A 22,370-nucleotide genomic window follows, 5' to 3' on the forward strand; every position below is an offset into this window, starting at 1 on the left:
CCGATCCTGGCGATGACGCAGATTGCCAAACACTACGGATCGAGTATTGCGCTGCAGGACGTCGACGCCCATATCCACGCCGGCGAGGTCCTGTGCGTGCTGGGCGACAACGGCGCCGGGAAGTCGACGTTCATCAAGATCATCGCAGGAGCGCACCAGCAGACCGAGGGCACGCTGGCCGTCTACGGCCACAACCGCAGGTTCGCGAGCCCCAGAGATGCCCTCGACGCCGGGATCGCGACCGTCTACCAGGATCTTGCCGTCGTGCCGCTGATGTCGGTGTGGCGGAACTTCTTCCTGGGTTCGGAGATCACCCGTGGCTGGGGACCGTTCCGGCGCCTCGACGTCGCCGCGATGAAACGGATCGCCAAGGACGAGCTGAAGAAAATGGGGATCGACCTGCGTGATGTGGACCAGCCGATCGGGACCCTCTCGGGAGGTGAACGACAGTCGGTCGCGATCGCGCGGTCCGTCTACTTCGGAGCCAAGCTCGTGATCCTCGACGAGCCGACGTCCGCCCTCGGGGTCAAGCAGGCCGGCGTCGTCCTGCGCTACATCGCTCAGGCCCGCGACGCCGGACTCGGCGTCATCTTCATCACTCACAACCCCCACCACGCTTATCCCGTCGGTGACCGCTTCCTGATCCTGAACAGGGGCAAGAGTCTCGGTCTGCATGAGAAGGCTGACATCAGCATCGCGGAGCTGACAGCGCTGATGTCCGGCGGAGCGGAACTCGCAAGCCTCGCTCACGAGCTGGAACGTGCGAGCACCTGAGTAGCCGGACCGGACGACGAGGGTCGTCCACTTCACCCGTGCACGGGCGGTCCTGGTCGTCTCCCCCGGGGCCTGGGCCGGCCGTGCACGGGGCTCATGCCGTTGGCCGCCCGCGCAGCCACAGCGGCAACAGGGCCCACAGCACACCGGCCAGCACGAGTGCGGCCGCTGCGGCGATCACACCGGCGGTGCGTCCGAGCACAACGTCGAAGACGAACAGAGCGATCCCCACAACGAGTGCCGCGAGCGTCGCCAGCGCGACTTTCGCGAGCCGGTTCCCCAACCGCACGATCTGCGGTTTGCGTCGTCGCTGGAAGAGCATCCGGTGGATGCTCACCGGTGCTACGGCCAGCGCCGTCGTCGCCATCCCGAGAACGACCAGGCACAGGTAGACAATCACCTGATCGCTACGCAGCTCGGTGAAGCGCTGCTGGAACGGAAGAGTGAGCAGGAACCCGGTGAGGATCTGGGTGCCCGTCTGAGTGACGCGGAGCTCCTGCATGAGCTCATCCCAGTTCCGGTCGGCACGTTGCTCGGCGGACTCATGGCGCCCACTTTCCGACTGCTGCTCGGTGCTCATACGCCCAGTATCGGCACCACCACCGCTGTGCGCCCGGTGAACACCCTCAGGCTTGCCTCCTGCCACCGCTACGCTCGCCTCGTGAGCCCCGATCTCGCCCTGGTCCGAGCGCTGCTGGAGCTCCGGGGGTTCCCGACATCATCGGTCCAGCCGCTCGAGGGCGGCGCCTGGTCGACGGCGTTCGCGTTCGACAGCGGTCAGGACGCCCTGATCCTGCGGCTCGGGGGGTCCACCGAGGACTACGAGGCGGATGCCTTCATCGCCCGCCTGCGTCCGGACGGCGTGCCCATTCCCGATGTGCTCGCGCATGGCACGATCGACAGCGGCCCCCTCACCGGCACGACGTACGCGATCTCCACCCGCGTGCCCGGGACTGCGCTCGAGCGCGTCTCTCGTTCCCAGTGGTCAGTCCTGGTCCCCCAGCTGGCCGACGTCCTGGAGTCGCTCCGTCGCAGGCCCGCACCCGCCGGTCACCGCGTTCAGGACTGGCGCGACCATCTGCTCCAGGTCGGCTCCTACCCGTGGCAGCAAGGCTGGCGCGAGCACGCCATGCCTGCAGCCATACACCTCTTCGATCACGGTCTGGACCGGCTGCACGAGACATGCCCGGCCACCGTACCGGTCTCCCTGGTGCATGCTGATTGGATCAACCGGAACGTGCACGTGGAGAACGGCCGGATCACGGGGATCTTCGACTGGGGCTGCTACCGTTTCGGCGATCACCTCTACGACCTGGCGTGGCTAGAGTTCTGGGCACCCTGGCACCGCAACCTGGACTTGCCGCTGCTGGTGCGGGAGCTGGAGAGCCGGTGGCACGCCGTCGGGATCGCACCACTGGCGGACCCTGACAGGCGCCGCGCATGCCTGCTGCACATCGGCCTGGACCACATCGTCTACAACATCCTGCACGGCACCACGCAGGCGCTCCTCGGCACGATGGAGCGACTCGCCCGCTACCTGTGAGTCCTAGGCGAACGTGAGGCCGTACTCGGTCCGATACTCGGCAAGGAGCGCATCGACCACCCGCGCGGTACGGATGGCACTCGTTCCGGTGCTGGGCGAGACTCCCACACCCGTGAGCTCGTCCACGACCGCCTGGATCAGCGGCTGCTGCACAGTGGCCGGGTACGGCGCCTCGATGTCGCGCACACCGGCATCGTTCCGCAGCAGCAACGGTTCTTGGCCGAAGCTGGAGAACGTCAAGGTTCCGTCGGTGCCGATGATCTCCACCAGGTCACGGTCTTCACCCGCCGCGTAGCACCACAGCCCCGTGCCCACGACGGCGGAGCCCACCCGGAAGGTCCCGCTGACCGTGTCTTCGGCCTGGGAGGAACCGGAGATGTTCAGGGCGTGCCCGTGCACCTGCGTCACAGGCCCGAGCAGGTGGTCGAGCAGGTCCAGCGTGTGCGAGGCAAGATCGACGAAGTGGCCGCCCCCGGAGATCTCCGGGCGCAGCCGCCAGGGCACCGGTTCTCCCCCGGCCGGCGCCGGGCGGAAGTTCTCCACCCGGAACGCGTGCACCTGGCCGATGGCACCGCCGTCGAGCAGTTCCTTCACCGTGACGAAGCGCGGCATCGACCGCCGGTAGTAGGCCACGAACAGCGGCAAACCGGCACGCTCAGCGGCGGCGAGCATCTCCTCGCACTCACGCGTGGTGCGCGCCATCGGCTTCTCCACGTAGACCGGTTTGCCGGCCGCGAGTGCGCGGACCGCATAGTCACGATGGGAGTCCGGCGGCGTGGCGATATAGACGGCGTCGACCTCCGGGTCCCCGAGCAGGTCCTCGGCGTCGTCGTACCAGCGTGGAACCTCGTGCCGGCGCGCGTAGTCGGCCGCCTTCGCACCGTCCCGGCGCATCACCGCGACCAGCTCGGACCGCTGCGCGTGCCGGAAACCTGGCCCGCTCTTGGTCTCGGTGACGTCCCCGACGCCGATGATTCCCCACCGCACAGTGTCCACGTGTTGAGCGTAGCTGCCGGACGGCGGTGGTCGGGTGGATAGCCTGGCACGACTCCACGTCCACAGATCGGCAGGTCGATGCCCGCACCGTCACCGCAACCTGGCGTGTACGTCGGCGCGTACGCCTCCTCCCCCACATCGCGGTCCTGGGATCCCCAGCTCGAACGGGCGTACCTGGACCAGATCGCCGAGATCCCTGGCGTGCGGGGTCTGGAGGTCCCGTGGATCACGTCGCTGCACGCTCACAACCGGGACTGGTATGCCACTCACCTCCCGGCCGGATGGGAGATGGTGATCAGCCAGATCGGTGGGGTCATGCACCGACTCACCGAGGATCCCGCCTACGGGTTGGCCTCGGCGGACCCGGGCGGGCGGGCTCGAGCGGTGGCCGATGTGGCGGCCATTCGTGACGACGTCGCGCGCCTGCACGATGTGCTCGGCCGTCAGGTGGTCATCGGGGTCGAGTTGCACAGCGCCCCAGCCTCCACGTCCGCCCGCGGCACCACCGCCGCACTGACCGAATCCTTGCGGGAGATCGCGGCCTGGGACTTCGGCGGCGCGCAGATCCTGATCGAGCATTGTGACGAACGCAGGTCCGGGCGCCCGACCGCCAAGGGTTTCCTCTCCGTGGCGGAGGAACTGCAGGCGATCGCCGATGGCGACACAGGCACCGGCATGGTGGTGAACTGGGGCCGTTCAGCCATCGAGCTCGGCGATCCGGACCTGGTGCCTGAGCAGGTCCGCGCGATCCGCGACGCCGGTGTGCTGGCCGGTGTGGTCTTCTCCGGCGTGGCTGATGTGGCCACCGACTACGGGCCGGCCTGGGCCGACGCGCACCCCTCGTTCTCTCCGGACCACACCGGCACGGGCGCCGGCGGCTCGCTGCTCACCGATGCCCGCGCTGCCGCCACTCTCACCGAGGCGGGCCCGCACGTGTGGTGCGGTCTCAAGGTCGGGTGCCGCCCTCGGGAGGCCCCGCTCGAGCAGCGGGTGGACCTGATCCGCAACGGCGTGGAGCGGGTGCTCGCCGCCCGCGGCTGAGCCGGACGATCGGGCGGTCAGCGAACGGGTGTCTCGGCGTCCGCCCACGCACGGTTCTTCGCCTGGAAGATGCTCAGCTCCTCGGTGAGGGCAGCCAGCTGATCGCTTCGCTCCGCCGAGACGTCGGTGGTCTCGGCCGGGTCGGTCGCCAGGTCGTAGAGCGCCTCCACGACCGCCGCCGGCGGGTCCATTCCCTCACGGGCCCCGTGCACGAGCTTGAGGTCGCCACGCCGCACGGCCCACTGACCCTCATAGGTCCAGTACACCGAACGATCCAGGCCACCAGCACCTGGCGCACCGGCCGCCGTCAGGGCCTCCAGGAGGGAGACGCCATCGATCGACTCCGCCTCGGTGGGAGTGCCGTCCACGGCGTGCAGCACGGTGGGGAGCACGTCCATCATCATTCCGACCGAATCGAACTCGGTGCCAGCGGGCAGCCGCGCAGGCCAGGAGATGATGCTGGGCTCGCGCACCCCGCCCTCGAAGACCGATCCCTTGGTGCCGCGCAGACCGCCGGCCCAGCCGCCGTCGTAGGAGATCTCCTCCCCGTCCAGCCAGTTCCGGCTCTCCGCGGAAGGGCCGTTGTCGGAGGAGAAGAACACCAGCGTGTTCTCCGCCAGCCCGTGCTCGGTCAGCGCCGCCAGGATCGTTCCGACCGCGTCGTCCATGGCACCCACCATCGCCGCCATCTCCTGGCGTCCCTCGGGCAGGTGGGCGAACCGGTCCATGTACTCGGCCGGAGCATGCATCGGGTAGTGCGGGGCGTTGAACGGGACGAAACAGAAGAACGGGTCGTCGGCGTGCCGGCCGATGAAGTCCGCGGCCCGGTCCCCGATTACCGTCGTGAGGTACTCGCCGTTCAGCCAGACCTCCTCGTCGTCGTCCCATAGGTCGTGGATCGGGTTGTGGTCGCCCCAGTAGAAGATGTGCGAGTAGTAGTCCACGCACCCGGCGCGGATGCCGAAGGTCTCCTCGAAACCGTACTGGCTCGGGCTGTACTCATCCGAGGCGCCCAGGTGCCACTTGCCGAACAGTCCGGTCCGATACCCCCGACGGCGCAACTCACTGGCGAGGGTGTCCTGCTGCGGTAGTCCGGGGGTCCGTCGGGTTCCTCCGAGGATCGCCGGCACACCGGCATGCTCTGGGTACTTTCCCGTGAGCAATGAAGCCCGCGAGGGGGAGCACACCGGGGAATTGGAGTACCACTGGGAGAGTTTGACCCCCGAGGCGCACAGGGCGTCCAGGGCCGGGGTCTCGAACTCGGCGCCGAAACACCCGAGGTCACCCCAGCCGAGGTCGTCGGCGTAGAGGATGACGATATTGGGGCGGTCCGGTCGACCCCGGTCACCAGTTCGGTCCATCTGGTCAGTGCTGAACGTGTTGTCGGTTTGCATACCTCACCCCTTGATAGCGCCAGCAGCGACACCGGCGACCAGCCGGCGCTGCAGGAAAGAGAACAGAATGATCGTCGGTGCCGCCGCAATGGTGGACGCCGCCATCACCACGCCCCAGTCGGTGCCGTACTCACCGAACAGGCCCGCGAGGCCGACCTGCGCTGTCTTCAGCGAATCGTCGGTGAGAAAGACCTGGGCGAAGAGGAACTCCTCCCACATCGCGATGAAGGCCGTCACCGAGACGGTCACGATTCCCGGCCAGACCAAGGGGGCGATCACTCGCGCGATCACGGTCAGAGTGGAGGCGCCGTCCATGCGCGCCGCCTCGTCCAGGGTGCGCGGTACGCCGTTGAAGAACCCGCTCATCAGGAGCACGGCGAGTGGCAGGGTCATAGCGACGTACACCAGCACGATGCCCGGGAAACTGTTGAGCAGACCGAGCTGCGAGAAGAACAGGTACACCGGGGTGATCAGCACGACGAACGGGAGCAGCTGGGTCGCCACGAGCAGCAGGAACATCGCTCCCCTGCCCCGGAAGGAGTAGCGCGAGAGGGCGAAGCCGGCCAGGCTGGCGACGATCACGGTGCAGAAGGTGCCGACGAGGCACACCAGGAGCGAGTTCACGATGTACTGCTCGAAGTTCGTGGCCTCGAACAGCCGCACGAAGGCATCCAGGCTGATGTTGTCCAGGAGGGTCGACCAACTCACGCCCGCGGCGATGTCCTGCACCGGACGGAGGGCGCTGTAGACCATCCACAGCACCGGGAAGATGATGGCCAGCAGCACCACGGCGAGCGGCACGAGTAGCACCAGGTCGCTCGCGCGGCGCGCTGAGCTATCCCGGCGTCGAGCACGGAGCCGGCTGGGCGCAGGTGCAGCCTCCTGCTGGGTCACGGCGCTCATCACTGGTCCTCCGTTCGGGTCGCGCGCATGTAGAGGACGGCGAACACCGCCATGATCATCGTCATCACCAGACCGATGGCCGCACCGGCGCCCAGCTTGTTCGCAAAGAACGCCATCGAGTACAGCTCAGTCGCGAGCACCGCCGTATAGGTTCCCGGTCCGCCACCGGTGGTGAGCCAGACGTAGACGAAGTTGTTGAAGGTCTGGATCACGGTCACCAGTACGACGACCGTCAGCACCGGACGCAGATTCGGCACCGTGATGCTGCGGAAGGCGCGGATCCGGCCCGCGCCGTCGAGCGACGCGGCCTCGTACTGCTCGTCGGGGATCGACTGCAGACCAGCAAGCAACACCATCACCACGAAGGGCAGCTCACGCCAGACGATGATCGCCACGATGCTCCACCACACGGTGCTCGTCTGCGCGAGGAACGCCACTCCGGACTCGGTGAGCCCGGATCCGACGAGCACCTGGTTGAGCACACCGGAACTGCCGTCCAGGAGCCAGCGCCATGAGGCGATCGCGACCACCTGCGGCACCATCCACGGGATGAGCACGAGGGTGCGCGCCAGCCCGCGGACCTTCCACCGGCGCAGTACCGGCGAGTGCAGTGCGACGGCAAGGGCGAGTCCGAAGACGATGCGCAGCAGCACGGTCAAGGCGGTGAGCCAGAAGACCGTGTTGCGAGCGATCGCCCAGAACTCCGGGTTGCCGAAGACGTACTCGAAGTTGCCCAGCCCGATCCACTCTCCGTCACCCGGCCCCTGGAAAGGGGAGATCTCCTGCAGCGAGAGGATGACGTTGTAGATCGAGGGGAAGAGGAACAGCAAGGCGACGATGACGAGCGCCGGAGCGCTCAACAGGTACGCCTGCAGGGAGGTCCGGCGCGTCGTCATCGTCACCGCCTCAGCCCTGCAGCTCGCGCTCGATAGCGTCGATGATCGCCTGCGCTGCAGTGGCGGAGTCCGACTGGCCGGAGTAGACCGCCGAGAACTGCTGGTTCACCAGCTCCTGCAGGGACGCGATGGTGATCGGGGCACCGATGTAGCGGACGAACGGCACCGAATGCGGAAGTTGGTCGACGAATCCCTGTTCGGCCGGATCGACGTCGAGCTGGGTGATCGTGCTCGCCGACGCCGGGTACTGGTCGTAGGTCTCGAACGTCTCCGCGCTGAGCAGGTACTGCACGACCTGCCACGCCTCGTCCTGATGCTCGGTGTTGGCGTTGATGCCCAGTGCACGTCCACCGAGGTGGGTCGAGCCATCATCCAGGCCACCCGGCATGGGCGCGGTGAGGAGCTCGGCGTCGACCTGCTCCTGCACCGCCCGGAAGGCCGCCGGCGGCATGAAGGTCATCGCGCAGGTGCCATCTCCCAGGCCCGCCGCCACGGACGGATCTGCGTAGTCGGTGATCGCCTGCATCGACGTCGGGGTGATGCCCTCGGTGAAGAAGGAGTTGAAGTAGTCGATGGCGCCGGCCAGCTGATCCTGGGTGGCACCGACGGACCAGTCGCCTCCGTTGTTCTCGATCAGCTGGAAGTCGTTGTTCCACATGTAGTAGTTGATCGCGAACCACTGGGCCGCCTGCTGCTGTGCGCCGGCAGCGAAGCAGAAACCGCTCACCTCACCACCCGAGGAGTCGGTGATCTGGCCCGCCACGTCGAGCATCTCGGGCCAGTCACTCGGAGTCCCGCTCACTCCTGCATCGGCGAGCACGTCCTCCCGGTAGACCATCGCCATGGTGTCGGCCGTCCACGGGATGGCCCACGTCGTCTCCTCCAGGATGGTCATGTCCGTGGCGAGCAGACTGTCAGCATCCTCCAGCGGCTGCTCGGTCATCAGCTCGTCCAGCGGGAGCAGGATGTTCGGGTCCGCGAGGAAGGCCGCGTCAGCGAGGGCGATGTGGATCAGGTCCGGTCCCGATCCGGAGTTGGCCTCGCGAGCGAACTGCTGTGGGTTGTTCGGGGTCACCGTCTCCAGTTCGACCTGGATGTCCGGGTTGTCCGCGTTCCAGGTATCGACGGCTTGCACCAGTCCCTGGATCTGATCGGCAGGATCGAACTGCCGGAAGGTCAGCCGGACGACTCCGTCGTCCGGCTCCGCCCCTTCCCCACCACACGCGGCGAGGGTCGCTGCAAGCGCGCCGACTGCTGCGGCGGCGATGTACCGGGATGTCTTCACGTGACTGCCTCTCCGTTGATGCATGTGAGCCACAGTTAATTCCACCAATTTGAGTTTGTCAACGCGGCATGGCCTGCGTAGCATCACCCCATGCCGAGCCGGACGCCGACGCCCTCCGAGGACGATGCTGCGCCCACAGCACCTGGCCGCCGCGGCACGAACCTGCCCCGGGTGGCCGACTACAACAAGATGCTGGTCCTGGACCTGATCCGCCGCTCGGCCGGGATCAGCAGGGTTGAACTGGTCCAGCACACAGGCCTGACGGCACAGACCATGTCGAACATCTGTCGCCGCCTCGGTGACGCCGGGCTGATCAAGGAGTCGGGCCGCATCTACGCCGGCGCCGGGGCCCCGCGCACGATCTTCGAGGTGGAACCAGGCGGCCTGTACGCACTCGGCCTGCACATCGACCCGGCGTGGCTGACGTCGGTCGTGCTCAACCTCGCCGGTGAAGTGGTCGGTACGGTCCGCATCCCGACACCGGCCTCGCCGGACCCGACATCGGTGCTCGACGCGATCGAGAGGATGATCCGCTCGCTCATCGCCGACACCGCGATTCCGGTCGACCGACTGGCCGGACTGGGCGTGGGAACCCCCGGCCCGATCGATATCCGCACCGGCGCCGTGGTCGGCGCGCCCTATCTGGCGGGCTGGGAACGGGTGCCACTGAAGACGGACTTGGAACGGCGACTCGACCTTCCCGTCACGATCGACAAGGACTCGACGGCGGTCGCCGTCGGGGAGATGTGGAATGCAGAGGACGGCACGCGCAACATGGCGTTCGTCTACATCGGCACCGGAATCGCGGCCGGCCTGGTGCTCGACGGCGAGGTGATGCGAGGTTCCAGCGGCAACATTGGCCACATGAACGCCGATCCGAACGGTCCGATCTGCTTCTGCGGCGGACGGGGGTGCCTGGAGAGCACCATCCTGCCGCGCAACCTCGTCGGCGAGGCGACGGTGCGTGGCGTTCTGCCCGCGGTCGACATCGGCGACGCTCGCGCCCTGGGCGCCGCGCTGACCGAACTGTGCCGCCTCGCCGACTCCGGCCAGACCGACGCAGTGGAGATCGTCGAGCGCGCCGCACGCGGCCTGGGCCGGATCACCGGTCAACTCGCGAACCTGCTCGACCTGGACACGATCGTCTTCGGCGGACCCCAGTGGGAGCCGTTCGCGCCCACGATCCTACGGATCGTGCCGGACGTCGTGACGCGGATGTTCATCGGTCGGGCGGTGCACCAGGTCACCGTCCGTGGCACCTCGATCGGTGACCACGTGGGTGCTGTGGGTGCAGCGTCACTGGCGATGTGGTCCAGCACGTTCAACGCACCGACACAGCTGTTCCTGCCCCGCTGAGGCCCCCTGCGACTAACCGCACGAGCGATGGGTTCGCGTTGCCTCCGTACGCCCCGACGTCCCGCCGTGACACGGTGTACGTAATTCCATATGCTTGACTAATTGCCGATCGGAGAACCGATGCCGCGCCGACGCGGTCCGAAGGGACGAGACAGATGACCGAGATTCGCCAGCAGGATGCCGCCACCCAGACTGTCCGGCGCCTGGACCGCGTGGTCCGCGAGGTGATCCGGCCCGCACGGGTGCGCCAGCGTAGTCCGCTCGCGGTGTCTGCTCGACGGGTCGGTGGTGAACCTGTCTCCTTCGCCGAGGGCACCCACCATGGAGGTGCTCCACTCGCTGTCGGCGAGGCGTGGGGGCGGGCTTGGGACACCGTCTGGATGCACATCAGCGGCGCCGTCCCCAGTGAGTGGGACGCGCGTACCGCAGCCGCCGCCGAGCTCGAGATCGACCTCGGCTTCACCACGGCGCAGTCCGGATTTCAGGCCGAGGGGCTGGTGTACACCACGGAGGGATCAGTGGTCCGAGCACTCTCCCCACTGAATCACCGCCTACCGCTCCAGGTGGGCCCGGGCGCGGCCGTCGAGTACTGGGTCGAGGCGGCCGCCAACCCCACATTGAACAACGCCCACGGCACGAACCTGATCCCGCTCGCCCACCTGGGCAGCTGGGAGAGCGCCGGTGAGGAGGAGATCTACCGATTCGCCGGTGCGCACCTCGTGGTGCCCGAGGCGGAGGTCGTCGCCCTCGCCCATGACGTAGACCTACTGCGCGGGATCGCGACCCACGACGGCACCGACGTGCGCCGTCGCGACCTGATCCTGGCCGCGATCGAGCGGATGCTCGCCGTACTCGACCCCACCGACGTCGCCGGAACCGCCGCCGCAGCACGCGAGCGGCTCACCGGCGTGCTGACCGTGCCGGCGCACGCCAGCGCCATGACGCTGACCGCCGTCGGTCACGCGCACATCGACTCGGCCTGGCTCTGGCCGCTGCGCGAGACGATCCGCAAGTGCGCACGCACCTTCTCCAACGTGGTCACCCTGATGGAGGACAATCCGGACTTCGTGTTCGCCTGCTCCTCCGCCCAGCAGTTCGCCTGGATGAAGGAGCATTACCCCGACTTGTACGAACGGATCCGCGAGGCCGTCGCGCGAGGCCAGTTCGTGCCGGTGGGCGGGATGTGGGTGGAGTCCGACACGAACATGCCCAGCGGTGAGTCCCTGGTGCGCCAGTTCGTGGCCGGTCAGGGCTTCTTCATGCGCGAGTTCGGCATCGAGTGCCCGGAGGTGTGGCTGCCGGACAGCTTCGGCTACACCGGCGCGCTGCCGCAGATCGCGCGATCAGCGGGTGCGCGATGGTTCTTCGGGCAGAAGATGTCCTGGAACCGGATCAACCGGATGCCGCATCACACCTTCACCTGGGAGGGCATCGACGGCTCCCGCATCCTGACCCACTTCACACCAGTCGACACCTACAACTGCGACCTCTCCCCCGCCGAGCTCGCCTACGCCCAGCAGAACTTCGCTGATCATGGCCAGTTCTCCGGCGGGCTCGTGCCTTTCGGCTACGGCGACGGTGGGGGCGGACCGACGCGGGAGATGCTCGCGGCCGGGCGCCGTGCCGCTGATGTCGAGGGGCTGCCCCGGGTGCAGTTCGGGGCGCCGGCGGAGTTCTTCGCGCAGGCCGAGGCGCAGGCGCAGGCGCCCGCCACCTGGACCGGGGAGATGTACCTCGAACTCCATCGTGGAACCTACTCCGCCCAGGTCCGGACCAAGCGCGGCAACCGGCGTGCGGAATCGCTCCTGCGGGAAGCGGAGCTGTGGGCCGCCACCGCGGCAGTCCGGACGGGTGCGCCGTATCCGGCCGATGAGCTCAGGCGAATCTGGGAACGTACCCTGCTGCTGCAGTTCCACGACATCCTCCCCGGCAGCTCGATCTCCTGGGTGCATGACGACGCCGAACGCATGCATGCCGAGGACGCTGCGGTGCTCGAGCAGATCATCGAATCCGCGCTCGCGGTACTTACCGGTCCCGGGGACCGGCCGATCGCCGTCAATGGGTCACCGTTTTCCCGCCGTGACCTGCTGCCCTTCAGCGCCGGCGAACTCGCACCACAGCGCGCAGACGTTGCTCTCGATCGGGTCGGCGACCACCACGTCCTGCGCAGCCCGCACCTGACGTTGCACATCGCGGCGGACGGGACTTTTGTCACACTGCACGACCGCGACTCCGACCGGCAGCTGTTCAGCGCGGAACACCCCGGCAACGCGCTGGCGCTCTATCAGGACATCCCTACGGACTGGGACGCGTGGGACGTGGATGCGCACTACCGCGACCTGGAGATCCCGGCCTCGGGTCCAGTCGATGTCTCGATCGCCGACGACGGGTCGGCGCAGGTGCTCATCTCACGCGAGTTCGGGTCCTCCCGGGTGAATCAGAGTGTCACGCTGGCGCCTGACCGGCCGGTCGTCGACATCACGACCACCGTGCAGTGGCACGAACAGCAACGACTGCTGAAACTGGCGCACCCGTTCCGCATCGATGCACCCACCTCCAGCGCCGAGACGCAGTTCGGTCACGTCCACCGCCCGACCCACGTGAACACGTCGTGGGACGAAGCACGATTCGAGGTGGTTGCTCATCGCTGGGTGCACGTCAGCGACGGTGTCGTCGGGGCAGCTGTGGTGAACGATTCCACCTATGGCCACGACGTCACCCGGTTCCCGGGCGATGAGTCGTCGCCGGGCTATCGGACTCAGGTGCGTCAGACGCTGGTCCGTGGGCCGCTCTATCCGGACCCGGAGAGCGACCAGGGTGAGCACACCTTCCGCTCACGCCTGGTGATCACGCCCGATGTCGCCGGTGCGGTCGAGGAGGCGTACGACCTGGACACACCCATACGGACGGTCACGGGTGGGCGGTTGTCCGTGCCTCCGGTCGCGCAAGTGTTCGGCGATGGCGTGGTACTGCACACAGTCAAGCTGGCTGAAGACGGGTCCGGGGACGTGATCGTCCGCGCCTACGAGTCGATGGGTCGACCCACGCGTGCCCGGATCGTGGTGGATTCGGCATCAATCCGCCTTGTCGACGTGCTCGAGCGCCCACTCGATACCGATCGCGAGGTCGCGGAGAACCAGCGCGAGTTCGACCTTCGCGGCTTCGAACTCATCACCGTGCGTGCCCAACCACGCTGACTGAGAAGGGACCGGCTGCTCGGGCTGAGCAGCATCTCGGGTCTGCGGCCGGCTCAGTCTTCCTGGGGCTCGTCGTCGCTCAGCCGAGCGATCAGCTGGAGGAAAACTACCTGTTCGGCCCGCGTGAGTGGCGCGAGGAATCGCTCTTGTGCCTCATCGAGCACCGCGTCGAGGCGGTGTAGTTCCGAACGCCCACGATCGGTCAACGAGATCACATTCCGGCGCCGGTCGGCCGGATCTGCCTGACGGGCGGTCAACCCGCTGCTGCACAGGGCCTCGATCGCAACGGAGATGTCACTTCGATCACTACCCGTGGCTCGCCCGAGCTCAGCCTGACTCACCGGGCCGGACTCATCCAATGCCGCAAGAATCCGGTAGTGGTAAGGGCGAACACCCACTGCACCGAACATCTCCTTGAGCAACGAGTAGGCGCGCACCTGCGCTCTGCTGACCAGCCATGTCGCACGAGTCCGAAGGGCCTTCACCATGGAACGATCGTAACAAGTCGTTGGTGGAACCAATCATCGATTATCGTTGGTGCGACCAACAGATTGGGAGACGCCATGATTCCATTCGGACCACAGCTCATCGGGCAAACCGAGAAGGCACTCAACGCCGTGCTGGGCACGCTCCTCGCACGCCACCACCTCTCGGAGGCACAGTGGGTGAGCCTCAAACTCACGGCTCAGTTCGACGGGGGCGGAAGCCTCACCGAGTACATCACCGGTCAGGCACACTTCCCCGACGCCGCGGCCCAGGTGTCCACCCTGACCGACCGCGGACTCATTGCCGGAGATCGACTGACTGATACCGGTCGTGAAACCGTCGACGAGGTCGGCCGCCGCATCGCAGAACTCACAGGACCGGTATGGGCCGGCCTCGACTCGGACGAACTCGCCGCGGCAGAACGGACGCTCAACCTCGTGCTGGAGCGGACTCGCACGATACTGCGGACGCACTGACTCGCCATCGTGCGGCACTCCCCCAGGATGAGCACCCCCATTCCCCGGATTCGATGTCGCACCTCGGTGCCACACTGACACCATGTCCGCAGGTACCACCCTGATTGCCGACCTGGACGCCACCAGCGCTGCGCTCACGGCGACCCGCTCGCGCACGACCAAGATCTCAACTCTGGCCGATCTGCTCGGGCGACTCGACGCCGAGGAGGTGAGCCCCGCCGTCGGGATGCTGCTGGGCAGGGTGCGCCAGGGGCGCATCGGCATCGGGTGGCGCCGCCTGCAGACCGTGCGACCCGAACCCGCCGGCGTGGCATCGCTGACCGTGCTGGACGTGGACGAGACGCTGACCGAGCTCGCGGCCACGACCGGAACCGGCTCTCAGATGCGCCGCACCGAACTGCTGCACGCACTGCTTGGGCGTGCCACCGCCACGGAGCAGGACTTCCTCGCCAGGGTGATGCTCGGTGACATGCGGACGGGTGCGTTGGAGGGAGTACTGACGGACGCCGTCGCCAAGGCCTGGGGCCTGCCCCTGGAGAGGGTGCGCCGGGCCGCGATGCTGACCGGGGACCTGGGTGAGACGGCGCGGCTGGCCCGCACCGGCGACGACCTGACGAAGGTAGGTCTTCGGGTGGGGACCCCGGTGCTGCCGATGCTCGCCGCCACCGCGACCGCTGCCGGGGAGGCGATCGAGACGCTGGGCCGGTGCAGTGTGCAGGCGAAGCTGGACGGCGCCCGCATCCAGGTGCACCGACAGGGTGACCGGGTGCAGGTGTTCACCCGCAGCCTCGCCGAGATCACCGGCCGGGTACCGGAGATCGTCGAGATGGTGCGCGCCCTGCCTGCGCAGGAACTGATCCTCGACGGGGAGACTCTCGCGCTCACTGAAGACGGACTACCCCGGGCGTTCCAGGACTCGATGGCCCGCTTCGGCAGCGAGGCCGGGGAGGTGGTGCTGCGGCCCTGGTTCTTCGATCTGCTGCACGTGGACGGACGGGACCTCATCGATGAGCCATTGCAGCACCGCCTCGCGGAGCTCACCCGAGTGGCGGGAGAGCTCGTGGTGCCGGGCACCGTCACCGATGAACCGGAGACTGCCGAGCGAGTGATGCACGAGGCCCTGGCCGCCGGCCACGAGGGCGTCGTGGTCAAGGCTCTGAATGGTGCCTATGCCGCCGGACGGCGAGGGGCGAACTGGCTGAAGGTCAAGCCCGTGCACACACTCGATCTGGTGGTGCTGGCCGCCGAATGGGGGTACGGGCGACGCACCGGATGGCTCTCGAACCTGCACCTGGCCGCACGCGACCCCGCCGGGCGGTTCGGGGAGCCGGACGGGCTGGTGATGGTGGGCAAGACCTTCAAGGGGCTCACCGACGCCCTGCTGCGGTGGCAGACGGAGCACTTCCCGGCGATCGCCACCGAGCGGGACGAGGCACTCGTGCGCATCCGCCCGGACGTGGTGGTCGAGATCGCCGTCGACGGGGTGCAGCGCTCAACCCGCTACCCAGGCGGTGTGGCACTGCGGTTCGCCCGGGTGAAGCGATACCGCCAGGACAAGCCGGTCACCGAGGCCGACACCATCGACACGGTCCGGGAACTGCTGCACTGACAGTGTCTCCCGTGTCACCGTCAGCGCATAACGTGGCCTCATGCTGACCACGCTCGCCGTCCAGGGATACCGTTCGCTGCGGGACGTGGTGGTGCCGCTCGGGCAGCTGACCGTGGTGACCGGTGCCAATGGGAGCGGCAAGTCGAGTCTGTACCGGGCGCTGCGCCTGCTGGCCGACACTGCTCGCGGGACCGCCATCGGCGCCCTCGCCGCCGAGGGCGGGTTGGGATCGACCATGTGGGCAGGTCCGGAGCATCTCAGTGGCGCGATGCGACGCGGCGACGTACCGGTGCAGGGCACCCGCCGCACCGGTCCGGTGCGGCTGCAGGTGGGCTTCGCCTCCGAGGAGCTCAGCTACGCGATGGACCTGGGCCTGCCCCGCCCGGATACCGGTTCGCGATTCGCACTGGACCCGGAGATCAAGGCTGAGACCGTCTGGGCCGGACCGCTGGCCCGGCCGGGGTCGCAGCTGGTGCGCCGCCACGGGCCGCTGGTCAAGGCGCGAGGCGATGACGGCTGGGATGAGCTCACCCACGCCCTCACGCCTGCCGACTCGTGTGTGACGTCGCTGGCTGACCCCACTCGGGCACCGGAACTGGTGACGCTGCGAGAGTCATTGCGGGGGTGGCGTTTCTACGACCATCTGCGCACCGATGCCGGTGCACCTGCACGAGCGGCCGCCGTCGGAACCCGAACCCCGGCGCTGGCTGCGGACGGGTCCGATCTACCCAGCGCGTTGGCCACGATCGAGGAGGTCGGCCGCGCAGACCTGCTCCAGCGCGCGGTCGCCGAGGCGTTCGGCGGTAGCCGGCTCGAGATCGAGGTGACAGGGGGCCGGTTCTCCGTACAGCTGCACCAGCCCGGGATGCTGCGAGCGCTGCAGGCGCCCGAACTCTCCGACGGCACACTGCGTTATCTGATGCTCGCCGCGGCGCTGCTCTCACCGCGCCCGCCTCAGCTGCTGGTGCTCAACGAGCCGGAGACGAGCCTGCACCCGGAGCTGCTGGTGCCGCTGGCGCATCTGATGCAGCGGGCGGCACAGGAGACGCAGTTGGTGGTGGTGACCCATGCGGCAGCATTGCAGGAGGCACTGGGTACCGGCGTCGAGCATGTGCACCTGGTCAAAGAACTGGGTGAGACCCAGATCGAGGGTCAGGAGGGCCCGCTGGACCGTCCCGCCTGGGTGTGGCCGTCGCGGTGATCGACCGCCACAGCGGTCCGCAGCGGCCCGGGCTCGACGCCGAGGACCTCCACGATCCCGCGGAGATTGAATCGTGTGTCATCGCACCTGGTCTGACAAAGGCCGTACAGGTGGGGCGGGAGGATCCTGACCCACAGGACGTCCCGATCAGTGAGCACCCCAGCGGTCGTTCTGTACCGGATACGCACCATGTCCCCGTCGAGAACCGCGCGTACCAGCATGCCGACCTGCCGCGCATCGAGCTGCTGGAGCGTCTCACGCACGGCGTCGAGATCGACGGGACGGTCCGGGACGACGTCCCCCGGGCGCGTGCCGGGGTACCCGGCAGGAAGCCCACGCTCTCGGAGTCTGCCCGCGCACGCCAACGGGTCCTCGGGCTCGACCGCCTGACGTGGCTCGAGCACATCCCCCTCGATCACATCTGATGCCTGCGGTGGCACAGCCAACTGGGCGAGTTCGAGCCGCTGCACTGCCCGCCGCGCCTGCGCGCGATCGACATCGTCGGCATGTGCACCGTCCAGCAGCCCCTCGCCGAACTCGCTGACCCTCCCGTCGGCCACGACACCGAGCGCCTCGGCCTCGTGCCAGGTTCGCACCAGGCAGTCCTCGACCGCGTCGGCATACCAGGGAAAGCGCCACATGAAGTGGTCGCGCAATCCGACCGGATCGGCCAACCCGATCCCATCGGGAAGGTGGCGCACATGCGCGAGCATGGTCCACCGGATCGCCGCCACATGCTCTCGCCAGTGTGGGAACAACGCGGGAGCATGTCCATACTCGTCCCGATCGACGGTCGGCAGAGCGAACATCCTCAGCCACGCTCCGGCGAGCACGCCGGACTTGCGCTGCGGCGAGAGGCCGCACCACCACGTCTGATGTGCCTCGGTCGGGCACAAGCTGCGTTCGGATAGCTCGACCAGATCCGCCTCGAACGCGAGCTCGAGCGCGAGACGAACCGTCAGCACCGGCACAGCCGTCTGCTTCCCGATTCTGCGCATCTCACGGATCCCGATCCCGCCCTGCTGCAGCAGCCGCGGCGGTGCGGACACCACACAGGAGAGAACAGCGTCCACGTCGGCCACGATCGCCTCGCGCCGGACCCGGCCAGTACGCTCGGCCACCGCCCGGTCCGTCGCGATCAGGTCTGGCTCGGGTGGGGCTGGAGGCACCTCGACGCTCATGTCGGCCACGGCGAGCAGCACCTCCGAAGGAACGATCATTTCCCCCTCCTCGGTGCGGATCCCAAGATCATGCTCGACCGCCCATTGGGCAGCACGGTGGAATCCCGCATCGCGGACGATCCACGGGTCCGGCGCTCGCTTGGGCGTCCGGAACCACTCGGGCAGGCTCAGCCGCGCAGCTGCCGGCCGGCCCAGGCATCCGGCGAGCGCCGCTCTCGCACGCCGCTGTAGTGCAGCGATGACGTCCGGGGGTGCTGCGGCGAGCATCGCCTTGAGACGTGCCGGCGAGCCGAATCGCTCACCCGCCTGCCGGTTCTGCGCCCGCGTCGCATCCATGAATGGCTGCGTGTCCGCGCCATCGAGCAGCGCCGGATCGGGATCAGGAACGCCGAGTCGGTGCGCCAGGTCGCGGTACTGATCCCAGGGCATCAGAGAACTCAACCGGGTACAGGGTTCCCCCAGGCCCAGCGGATCCGTCACCAGCAGTTCAAGGTGGTCGACTGCGGCGATCGTGCCATCGGCGCGGACCCATACGAAGGCACCGAGGGCCAGTTCTTCCAGTACCTGCTCGAGCGGTTCCTCCGGTGGCATGACCAGCATCGATCGCAGGCGGTCGATCGTCGCCCCGCTGCCGAGTGCGACCACGCACTCGAGGACTGCCAGTTCGGAGTGCGTGGAGTCGATCAGCACGTCGAACATCCACTCCGGGTCGGTCAGGCGCTCGGCCAGATGTTCGTAGTCCACGACGATCGTTCCTGGAAGCAGCATGTTCCGCTTCACCAGGAGGTAGGCGAGATCGTACTCGCTGAGGGATTGCAGATGCGTGAGCAGTGCGGCGCTGGTCATGCCCTCCGAACGTAGTCACACACCGCCGGCACTGCTTCAGTTATCCACAGGTTCAGCCGAGCGGACCACGCCCAGCTACGGTGTCTGCTGTGTTCCACATCGTCTTCTACGAACCCCGGATCCCCCCGAACACGGGCAACGCGATCCGGATGGTCGCCGCCACCGGCGCCACGCTGCACCTCGTGGAGCCACTCGGGTTCGACCTCTCGGATGCCAAGCTGCGCCGCGCCGGGCTCGACTATCACGACCTGGCACGGGTGCACGTACACGCCGATCTGGATGCTGCGCTGGAGCACCTGCAGACCCACGGCACGGGCCGGGTGTACGCCTTCACCGGACACGCGGAGGCCTCCTTCGGTGCCGTCGCCTACCAACCCGGCGACGCACTGCTGTTCGGCCCCGAGCCGGACGGCCTGCCCGCCCATGTGCTCACCGACGACCGGATGACGGCGCTGGTGCGGATCCCGATGCGGCCGGGAGTGCGTTCTCTGAACCTGTCGAACTCGGCGGCGATCGCCACGTATGAAGCGTGGCGCCAGCACGGGTACGCCGACGGCGTCTGAGGCAGTCGGGTGGCAAGGTTCGCCTCCGCCCGGCGTTCTTGGGCGTACTGCGCGCAGACCGGCCCTCTAGCGACGGTGGTCCGGCATCCTCACGCCCAGTGGCCGGGCGTGTGCACACCTTCCGGCAGCTGTGTGCGGGCGCTGCCGCGGGCGGCGTCGAGTTGGGCCTGGGTGCAGTAGAGCACGCCGCGCAGGTCGGCCTCGTCGAGCCGGGCACCCCTCAGGTCGGCTCCGGCCAGGTCAGCGGCACGCAGATCGGCACCACGCAGATCGCTGCCGACGAGGACGGCACCCCTCAGGTTCGCGGCCCGCAGATCCCGCCGGCGCAGATCTGCACCGGCGTGGTCGGTCCCGCGTAGATCTGCGGGGTCCTCCCTGATCTCGGTGCGGACCTGCTCGCTCACTGCCGCCAGCACCGGGGCGACGTTCCGCCAGCAGTCGTCGACGTCGATCCGCAGCAGTTCGTCTGCCTCACCCGCCGCCTCGGCAGCCACGCTGTCCCTGACGCGCGCCAGCTCCTGCCTGATCTCATCGTCGACGTCCCGGGCCGCAGCATGATCGAGGTGCCACAGTGCCTCGTGCAGTCGTCGCAGCACGGCGAAGGCAGTGAACATCTCCCCCGCGACGGCTGGTGTGCGCCAGTCCGGTCCGTCGAGACGGCCATCCCGTGCCGCCTCAGCGAAACGTGCTGTGGTCGCCTGGCCCGCACCGAAACAGTCGAACGTCGTACATCCCGCCATTCCCCGCCCGCGCAGCCGGTCATGAATCCCGCACCGGAAGTCGTCAGCCAGGTGCTGGCATGCTTGCCCGGGCTCCTTGTCGAAGGCGAACTCCGCCGAGGTGCGGAACCCCAGCCCGACACAGCACAGTCCGACGCACGCTGAACAGTCCGCCACGAGTTCCACTGCCGGCCCCATCGGGTCAGCCTAGCCCTCGATAGGCTGGCGCCGTGATGTTGCCTTCTCCTGTGACCGCAGTCCTGCTCGACCTGGACGGCACGATCATCGACTCTGCACCAGGCATCGTGGCGACCGTCGCGGACACGCTGAGCGAACTCGGCCTACCCGCCGTTGCCCCCACGAGGCTCCAGTCCGTGGTCGGTCCCCCGCTCCCCTGGGGCCTGCAGCACGTAGCCGGCGTTCCTGCCACACAGCTCGAGCGGGCCGTCACGCTCTACCGCCACCGCTACGCGGCCGGTGCGATGCTCGCGGCTCCCGTCTTCGACGGGATGCGGGACCTGGTGGTCTCACTCCACGGTGCGGGTCTCCCTATCGCGTTGGCAACGTCGAAACCCGAGCACTATGCCCGCCAGATCCTCGACCACGTCCAGCTGACCGGCTACTTCACGGCCGTCTGTGGCGCCCTCGACGACGGACCCTCCTCGACCAAGGCCGTGGTGGTCGACCGGGCCCTCACCACGTTGCGGGAGACAGGCACTGACACCTCCGGCGCCGTTCTGCTCGGTGATCGTGTACACGATGTCGAGGGTGCAGCCGTGCACGGCGTGCCATGCATCGTGGCCGGCTGGGGTTACGGCGCGGGCGACGACCTCTCCCACGCCGCCGCGACCGTCGCGCACGCAGCGCACGTGAGGGAACTGCTCGAGGTGAACACCCTCCCGGTGGACCGGTGACGATCCACCTCCCCGCTTCCCTGACCGCCGGGGCAGGCTCCACTCCTGCTGGCCGGGCCTGGTTGGACCGGCTTCCCACGCTCGTGGACCGTGCGGTGCGCCGATGGGGCCTGCAGCTCGGGGCGCCGTTCGGACTCGGGACGGCAGCCTGGACCGCTCCGGGCACCCGGGGCGACGGCACCCCCGTAGTCCTGAAGATCACTTTCCCGCACGACGAGGCCCGTCATGAGGCGACCGCGCTCCGGATGTGGCACGGCCTGGCCGCCGTCGAACTCCTCGATCACGACGCCGACGACTGGGCGCTGCTGCTGCGGCGGGCACACCCGGGCACGCCGATGCTGAACGAGCCGAGTCCGGCCCCCGTGCGGCTGCGCGCCGGGCTGGACGTGCTGGCGAACCTGCACACCGCCCGGATCGACACCCCCGTGCCGGACCAGGTGGAGGTCAGCGCCGCGTGGGCACGTGTGGCCGCCGAGCGCGCGGCACGCTGGTCTCACCTCTATCCCGATGCGCGCCACCCGATGCAACACGGTCTGGAACTGCTAGAAGCGTTCGGGACCCGCGGCGCGATGCCTGGCCCGAGCGTGCTGCTGCACGGGGATCTCAATCCGGGCAATGTGCTCCTGGATGCGCCACGAGGCGGCACCGGCTACTGGCTGGCGATCGACCCGAAGCCGATGGTGGGCGACCCCGCCTACGACCTGTGGCCACTGCTGACCCAGCTCGACCAGCCCTTCGAATATCGGGACCCGGCCGGCGAGATCACCGCACGAGTGCGGCTTGCTGAAGCCACGCTGGGCATCCCTGCCCGGCGGATCTGCGAGTGGGCCCTGGCCCGCAGCGTGGAGTCGGTGCTGTGGCAATGGGACACCTGGCGCGAGCCGCAGCGCCAGGCCCGCACCCGGGAGGAGCTGGCACACGTCCACCTCTGGGCGGCACTTGCCACAGGCTGGCCCCTGCATCCCTGACGCCTGGCCCCATGACATCACG

Annotated in this window: 20 protein-coding genes; 11 read left to right on the plus strand and 9 right to left on the minus strand. The window is 68.1% G+C overall.

Features of this window, described 5'->3' with window-relative positions:
• Positions 1-12: 12 nt before the first annotated feature.
• Positions 13-774, plus strand: coding sequence for an ATP-binding cassette domain-containing protein (locus tag FV560_RS14915; protein ID WP_420853378.1), 762 nt, complete (start codon positions 13-15; stop codon positions 772-774).
• Between the two features lie 94 nt (positions 775-868).
• Here FV560_RS14915 and FV560_RS14920 read toward each other — a convergent pair whose 3' ends face one another.
• Entirely contained in the window at positions 869-1,354 is a 486-nt protein-coding gene (locus tag FV560_RS14920; protein ID WP_159622348.1) for a DUF6328 family protein, read from the minus strand.
• 81 nt (positions 1,355-1,435) lie between these two features.
• Here FV560_RS14920 and FV560_RS14925 point away from each other — a divergent pair, with 81 nt between their 5' ends.
• Positions 1,436-2,317: a phosphotransferase family protein gene (locus FV560_RS14925; protein WP_159622349.1), complete on the plus strand. Its 882-nt coding sequence runs from the start codon at positions 1,436-1,438 to the stop codon at positions 2,315-2,317.
• Positions 2,318-2,320: 3 nt separating this feature from the next.
• On the opposite strand, the gene FV560_RS14930 is transcribed toward FV560_RS14925, so the two are convergent.
• Entirely contained in the window at positions 2,321-3,313 is a 993-nt protein-coding gene (locus FV560_RS14930; RefSeq protein WP_159622350.1) for a Gfo/Idh/MocA family protein, read from the minus strand.
• 78 nt (positions 3,314-3,391) lie between these two features.
• Here FV560_RS14930 and FV560_RS14935 point away from each other — a divergent pair, with 78 nt between their 5' ends.
• A complete protein-coding gene (locus tag FV560_RS14935) occupies positions 3,392-4,354 on the plus strand; it encodes a DUF4862 family protein (RefSeq protein WP_159622351.1) in 963 nt (320 codons plus the stop codon).
• Positions 4,355-4,371: 17 nt separating this feature from the next.
• Here the strand turns inward: FV560_RS14935 and FV560_RS14940 are convergent, their stop codons facing one another.
• From FV560_RS14940 to FV560_RS14955, 4 genes are read right to left on the minus strand one after another with little or no spacing between them, the layout of a single operon-like run.
• The gene (locus FV560_RS14940) at positions 4,372-5,748 is read right to left on the minus strand and encodes a sulfatase-like hydrolase/transferase (protein WP_159622352.1); all 1,377 of its coding nucleotides are present in this window, start codon (positions 5,746-5,748) and stop codon (positions 4,372-4,374) included.
• A 3-nt stretch (positions 5,749-5,751) separates the two neighbouring features.
• Positions 5,752-6,651 carry a carbohydrate ABC transporter permease gene (locus tag FV560_RS14945; RefSeq protein WP_159622353.1) on the minus strand — a complete coding sequence of 300 codons (900 nt, stop codon included), beginning with the start codon at positions 6,649-6,651 and terminating at the stop codon, positions 5,752-5,754.
• Entirely contained in the window at positions 6,651-7,547 is an 897-nt protein-coding gene (locus tag FV560_RS14950; RefSeq protein WP_159622354.1) for a carbohydrate ABC transporter permease, read from the minus strand. The genes FV560_RS14945 and FV560_RS14950 overlap by 1 nt, the downstream gene beginning before the upstream one ends.
• 10 nt (positions 7,548-7,557) lie before the next feature.
• The gene (locus FV560_RS14955) at positions 7,558-8,832 is read right to left on the minus strand and encodes an ABC transporter substrate-binding protein (protein ID WP_159622355.1); all 1,275 of its coding nucleotides are present in this window, start codon (positions 8,830-8,832) and stop codon (positions 7,558-7,560) included.
• Positions 8,833-8,922: 90 nt separating this feature from the next.
• Between FV560_RS14955 and FV560_RS14960 the strand changes: the two genes are divergently transcribed.
• Positions 8,923-10,188 carry an ROK family transcriptional regulator gene (locus FV560_RS14960; protein WP_159622356.1) on the plus strand — a complete coding sequence of 422 codons (1,266 nt, stop codon included), beginning with the start codon at positions 8,923-8,925 and terminating at the stop codon, positions 10,186-10,188.
• Between the two features lie 155 nt (positions 10,189-10,343).
• A complete protein-coding gene (locus tag FV560_RS14965) occupies positions 10,344-13,385 on the plus strand; it encodes an alpha-mannosidase (protein WP_159622357.1) in 3,042 nt (1,013 codons plus the stop codon).
• Between the two features lie 53 nt (positions 13,386-13,438).
• On the opposite strand, the gene FV560_RS14970 is transcribed toward FV560_RS14965, so the two are convergent.
• Positions 13,439-13,873 carry a MarR family winged helix-turn-helix transcriptional regulator gene (locus tag FV560_RS14970; protein ID WP_159622358.1) on the minus strand — a complete coding sequence of 145 codons (435 nt, stop codon included), beginning with the start codon at positions 13,871-13,873 and terminating at the stop codon, positions 13,439-13,441.
• Positions 13,874-13,948: 75 nt separating this feature from the next.
• Here FV560_RS14970 and FV560_RS14975 point away from each other — a divergent pair, with 75 nt between their 5' ends.
• The 3 genes from FV560_RS14975 to FV560_RS14985 all read left to right on the plus strand — a co-directional run bounded on the left by FV560_RS14975 (position 13,949) and on the right by FV560_RS14985 (position 17,157).
• Positions 13,949-14,347, plus strand: coding sequence for a hypothetical protein (locus tag FV560_RS14975; protein ID WP_159622359.1), 399 nt, complete (start codon positions 13,949-13,951; stop codon positions 14,345-14,347).
• A gap of 82 nt (positions 14,348-14,429) precedes the next feature.
• Entirely contained in the window at positions 14,430-15,956 is a 1,527-nt protein-coding gene (locus tag FV560_RS14980; RefSeq protein ID WP_159622360.1) for an ATP-dependent DNA ligase, read from the plus strand.
• A gap of 40 nt (positions 15,957-15,996) precedes the next feature.
• Positions 15,997-17,157: an AAA family ATPase gene (locus FV560_RS14985; RefSeq protein WP_159622361.1), complete on the plus strand. Its 1,161-nt coding sequence runs from the start codon at positions 15,997-15,999 to the stop codon at positions 17,155-17,157.
• Here FV560_RS14985 and FV560_RS14990 read toward each other — a convergent pair.
• Entirely contained in the window at positions 17,109-19,184 is a 2,076-nt protein-coding gene (locus tag FV560_RS14990) for a hypothetical protein (RefSeq protein WP_159622362.1), read from the minus strand. The genes FV560_RS14985 and FV560_RS14990 overlap by 49 nt on opposite strands.
• A gap of 89 nt (positions 19,185-19,273) precedes the next feature.
• On the opposite strand from FV560_RS14990, the gene FV560_RS14995 reads away from it, so the two are divergent.
• On the plus strand, positions 19,274-19,747 hold the full coding sequence (locus FV560_RS14995) for a tRNA (cytidine(34)-2'-O)-methyltransferase (RefSeq protein ID WP_159622363.1): 474 nt from the start codon (positions 19,274-19,276) through the stop codon (positions 19,745-19,747).
• Between the two features lie 89 nt (positions 19,748-19,836).
• On the opposite strand, the gene FV560_RS15000 is transcribed toward FV560_RS14995, so the two are convergent.
• A complete protein-coding gene (locus tag FV560_RS15000) occupies positions 19,837-20,664 on the minus strand; it encodes a pentapeptide repeat-containing protein (protein ID WP_159622364.1) in 828 nt (275 codons plus the stop codon).
• 50 nt (positions 20,665-20,714) lie between these two features.
• Here FV560_RS15000 and FV560_RS15005 point away from each other — a divergent pair, with 50 nt between their 5' ends.
• Positions 20,715-21,380 carry an HAD hydrolase-like protein gene (locus tag FV560_RS15005; RefSeq protein WP_159622365.1) on the plus strand — a complete coding sequence of 222 codons (666 nt, stop codon included), beginning with the start codon at positions 20,715-20,717 and terminating at the stop codon, positions 21,378-21,380.
• On the plus strand, positions 21,377-22,348 hold the full coding sequence (locus tag FV560_RS15010) for an aminoglycoside phosphotransferase family protein (RefSeq protein WP_159622366.1): 972 nt from the start codon (positions 21,377-21,379) through the stop codon (positions 22,346-22,348). The genes FV560_RS15005 and FV560_RS15010 overlap by 4 nt, the downstream gene beginning before the upstream one ends.
• Positions 22,349-22,370 lie beyond the last annotated feature (22 nt).

Origin of the sequence: Ruania rhizosphaerae (assembly GCF_009805705.1) — a bacterium.
Classification (GTDB): Bacteria; Actinomycetota; Actinomycetes; order Actinomycetales; family Beutenbergiaceae; genus Ruania; species Ruania rhizosphaerae.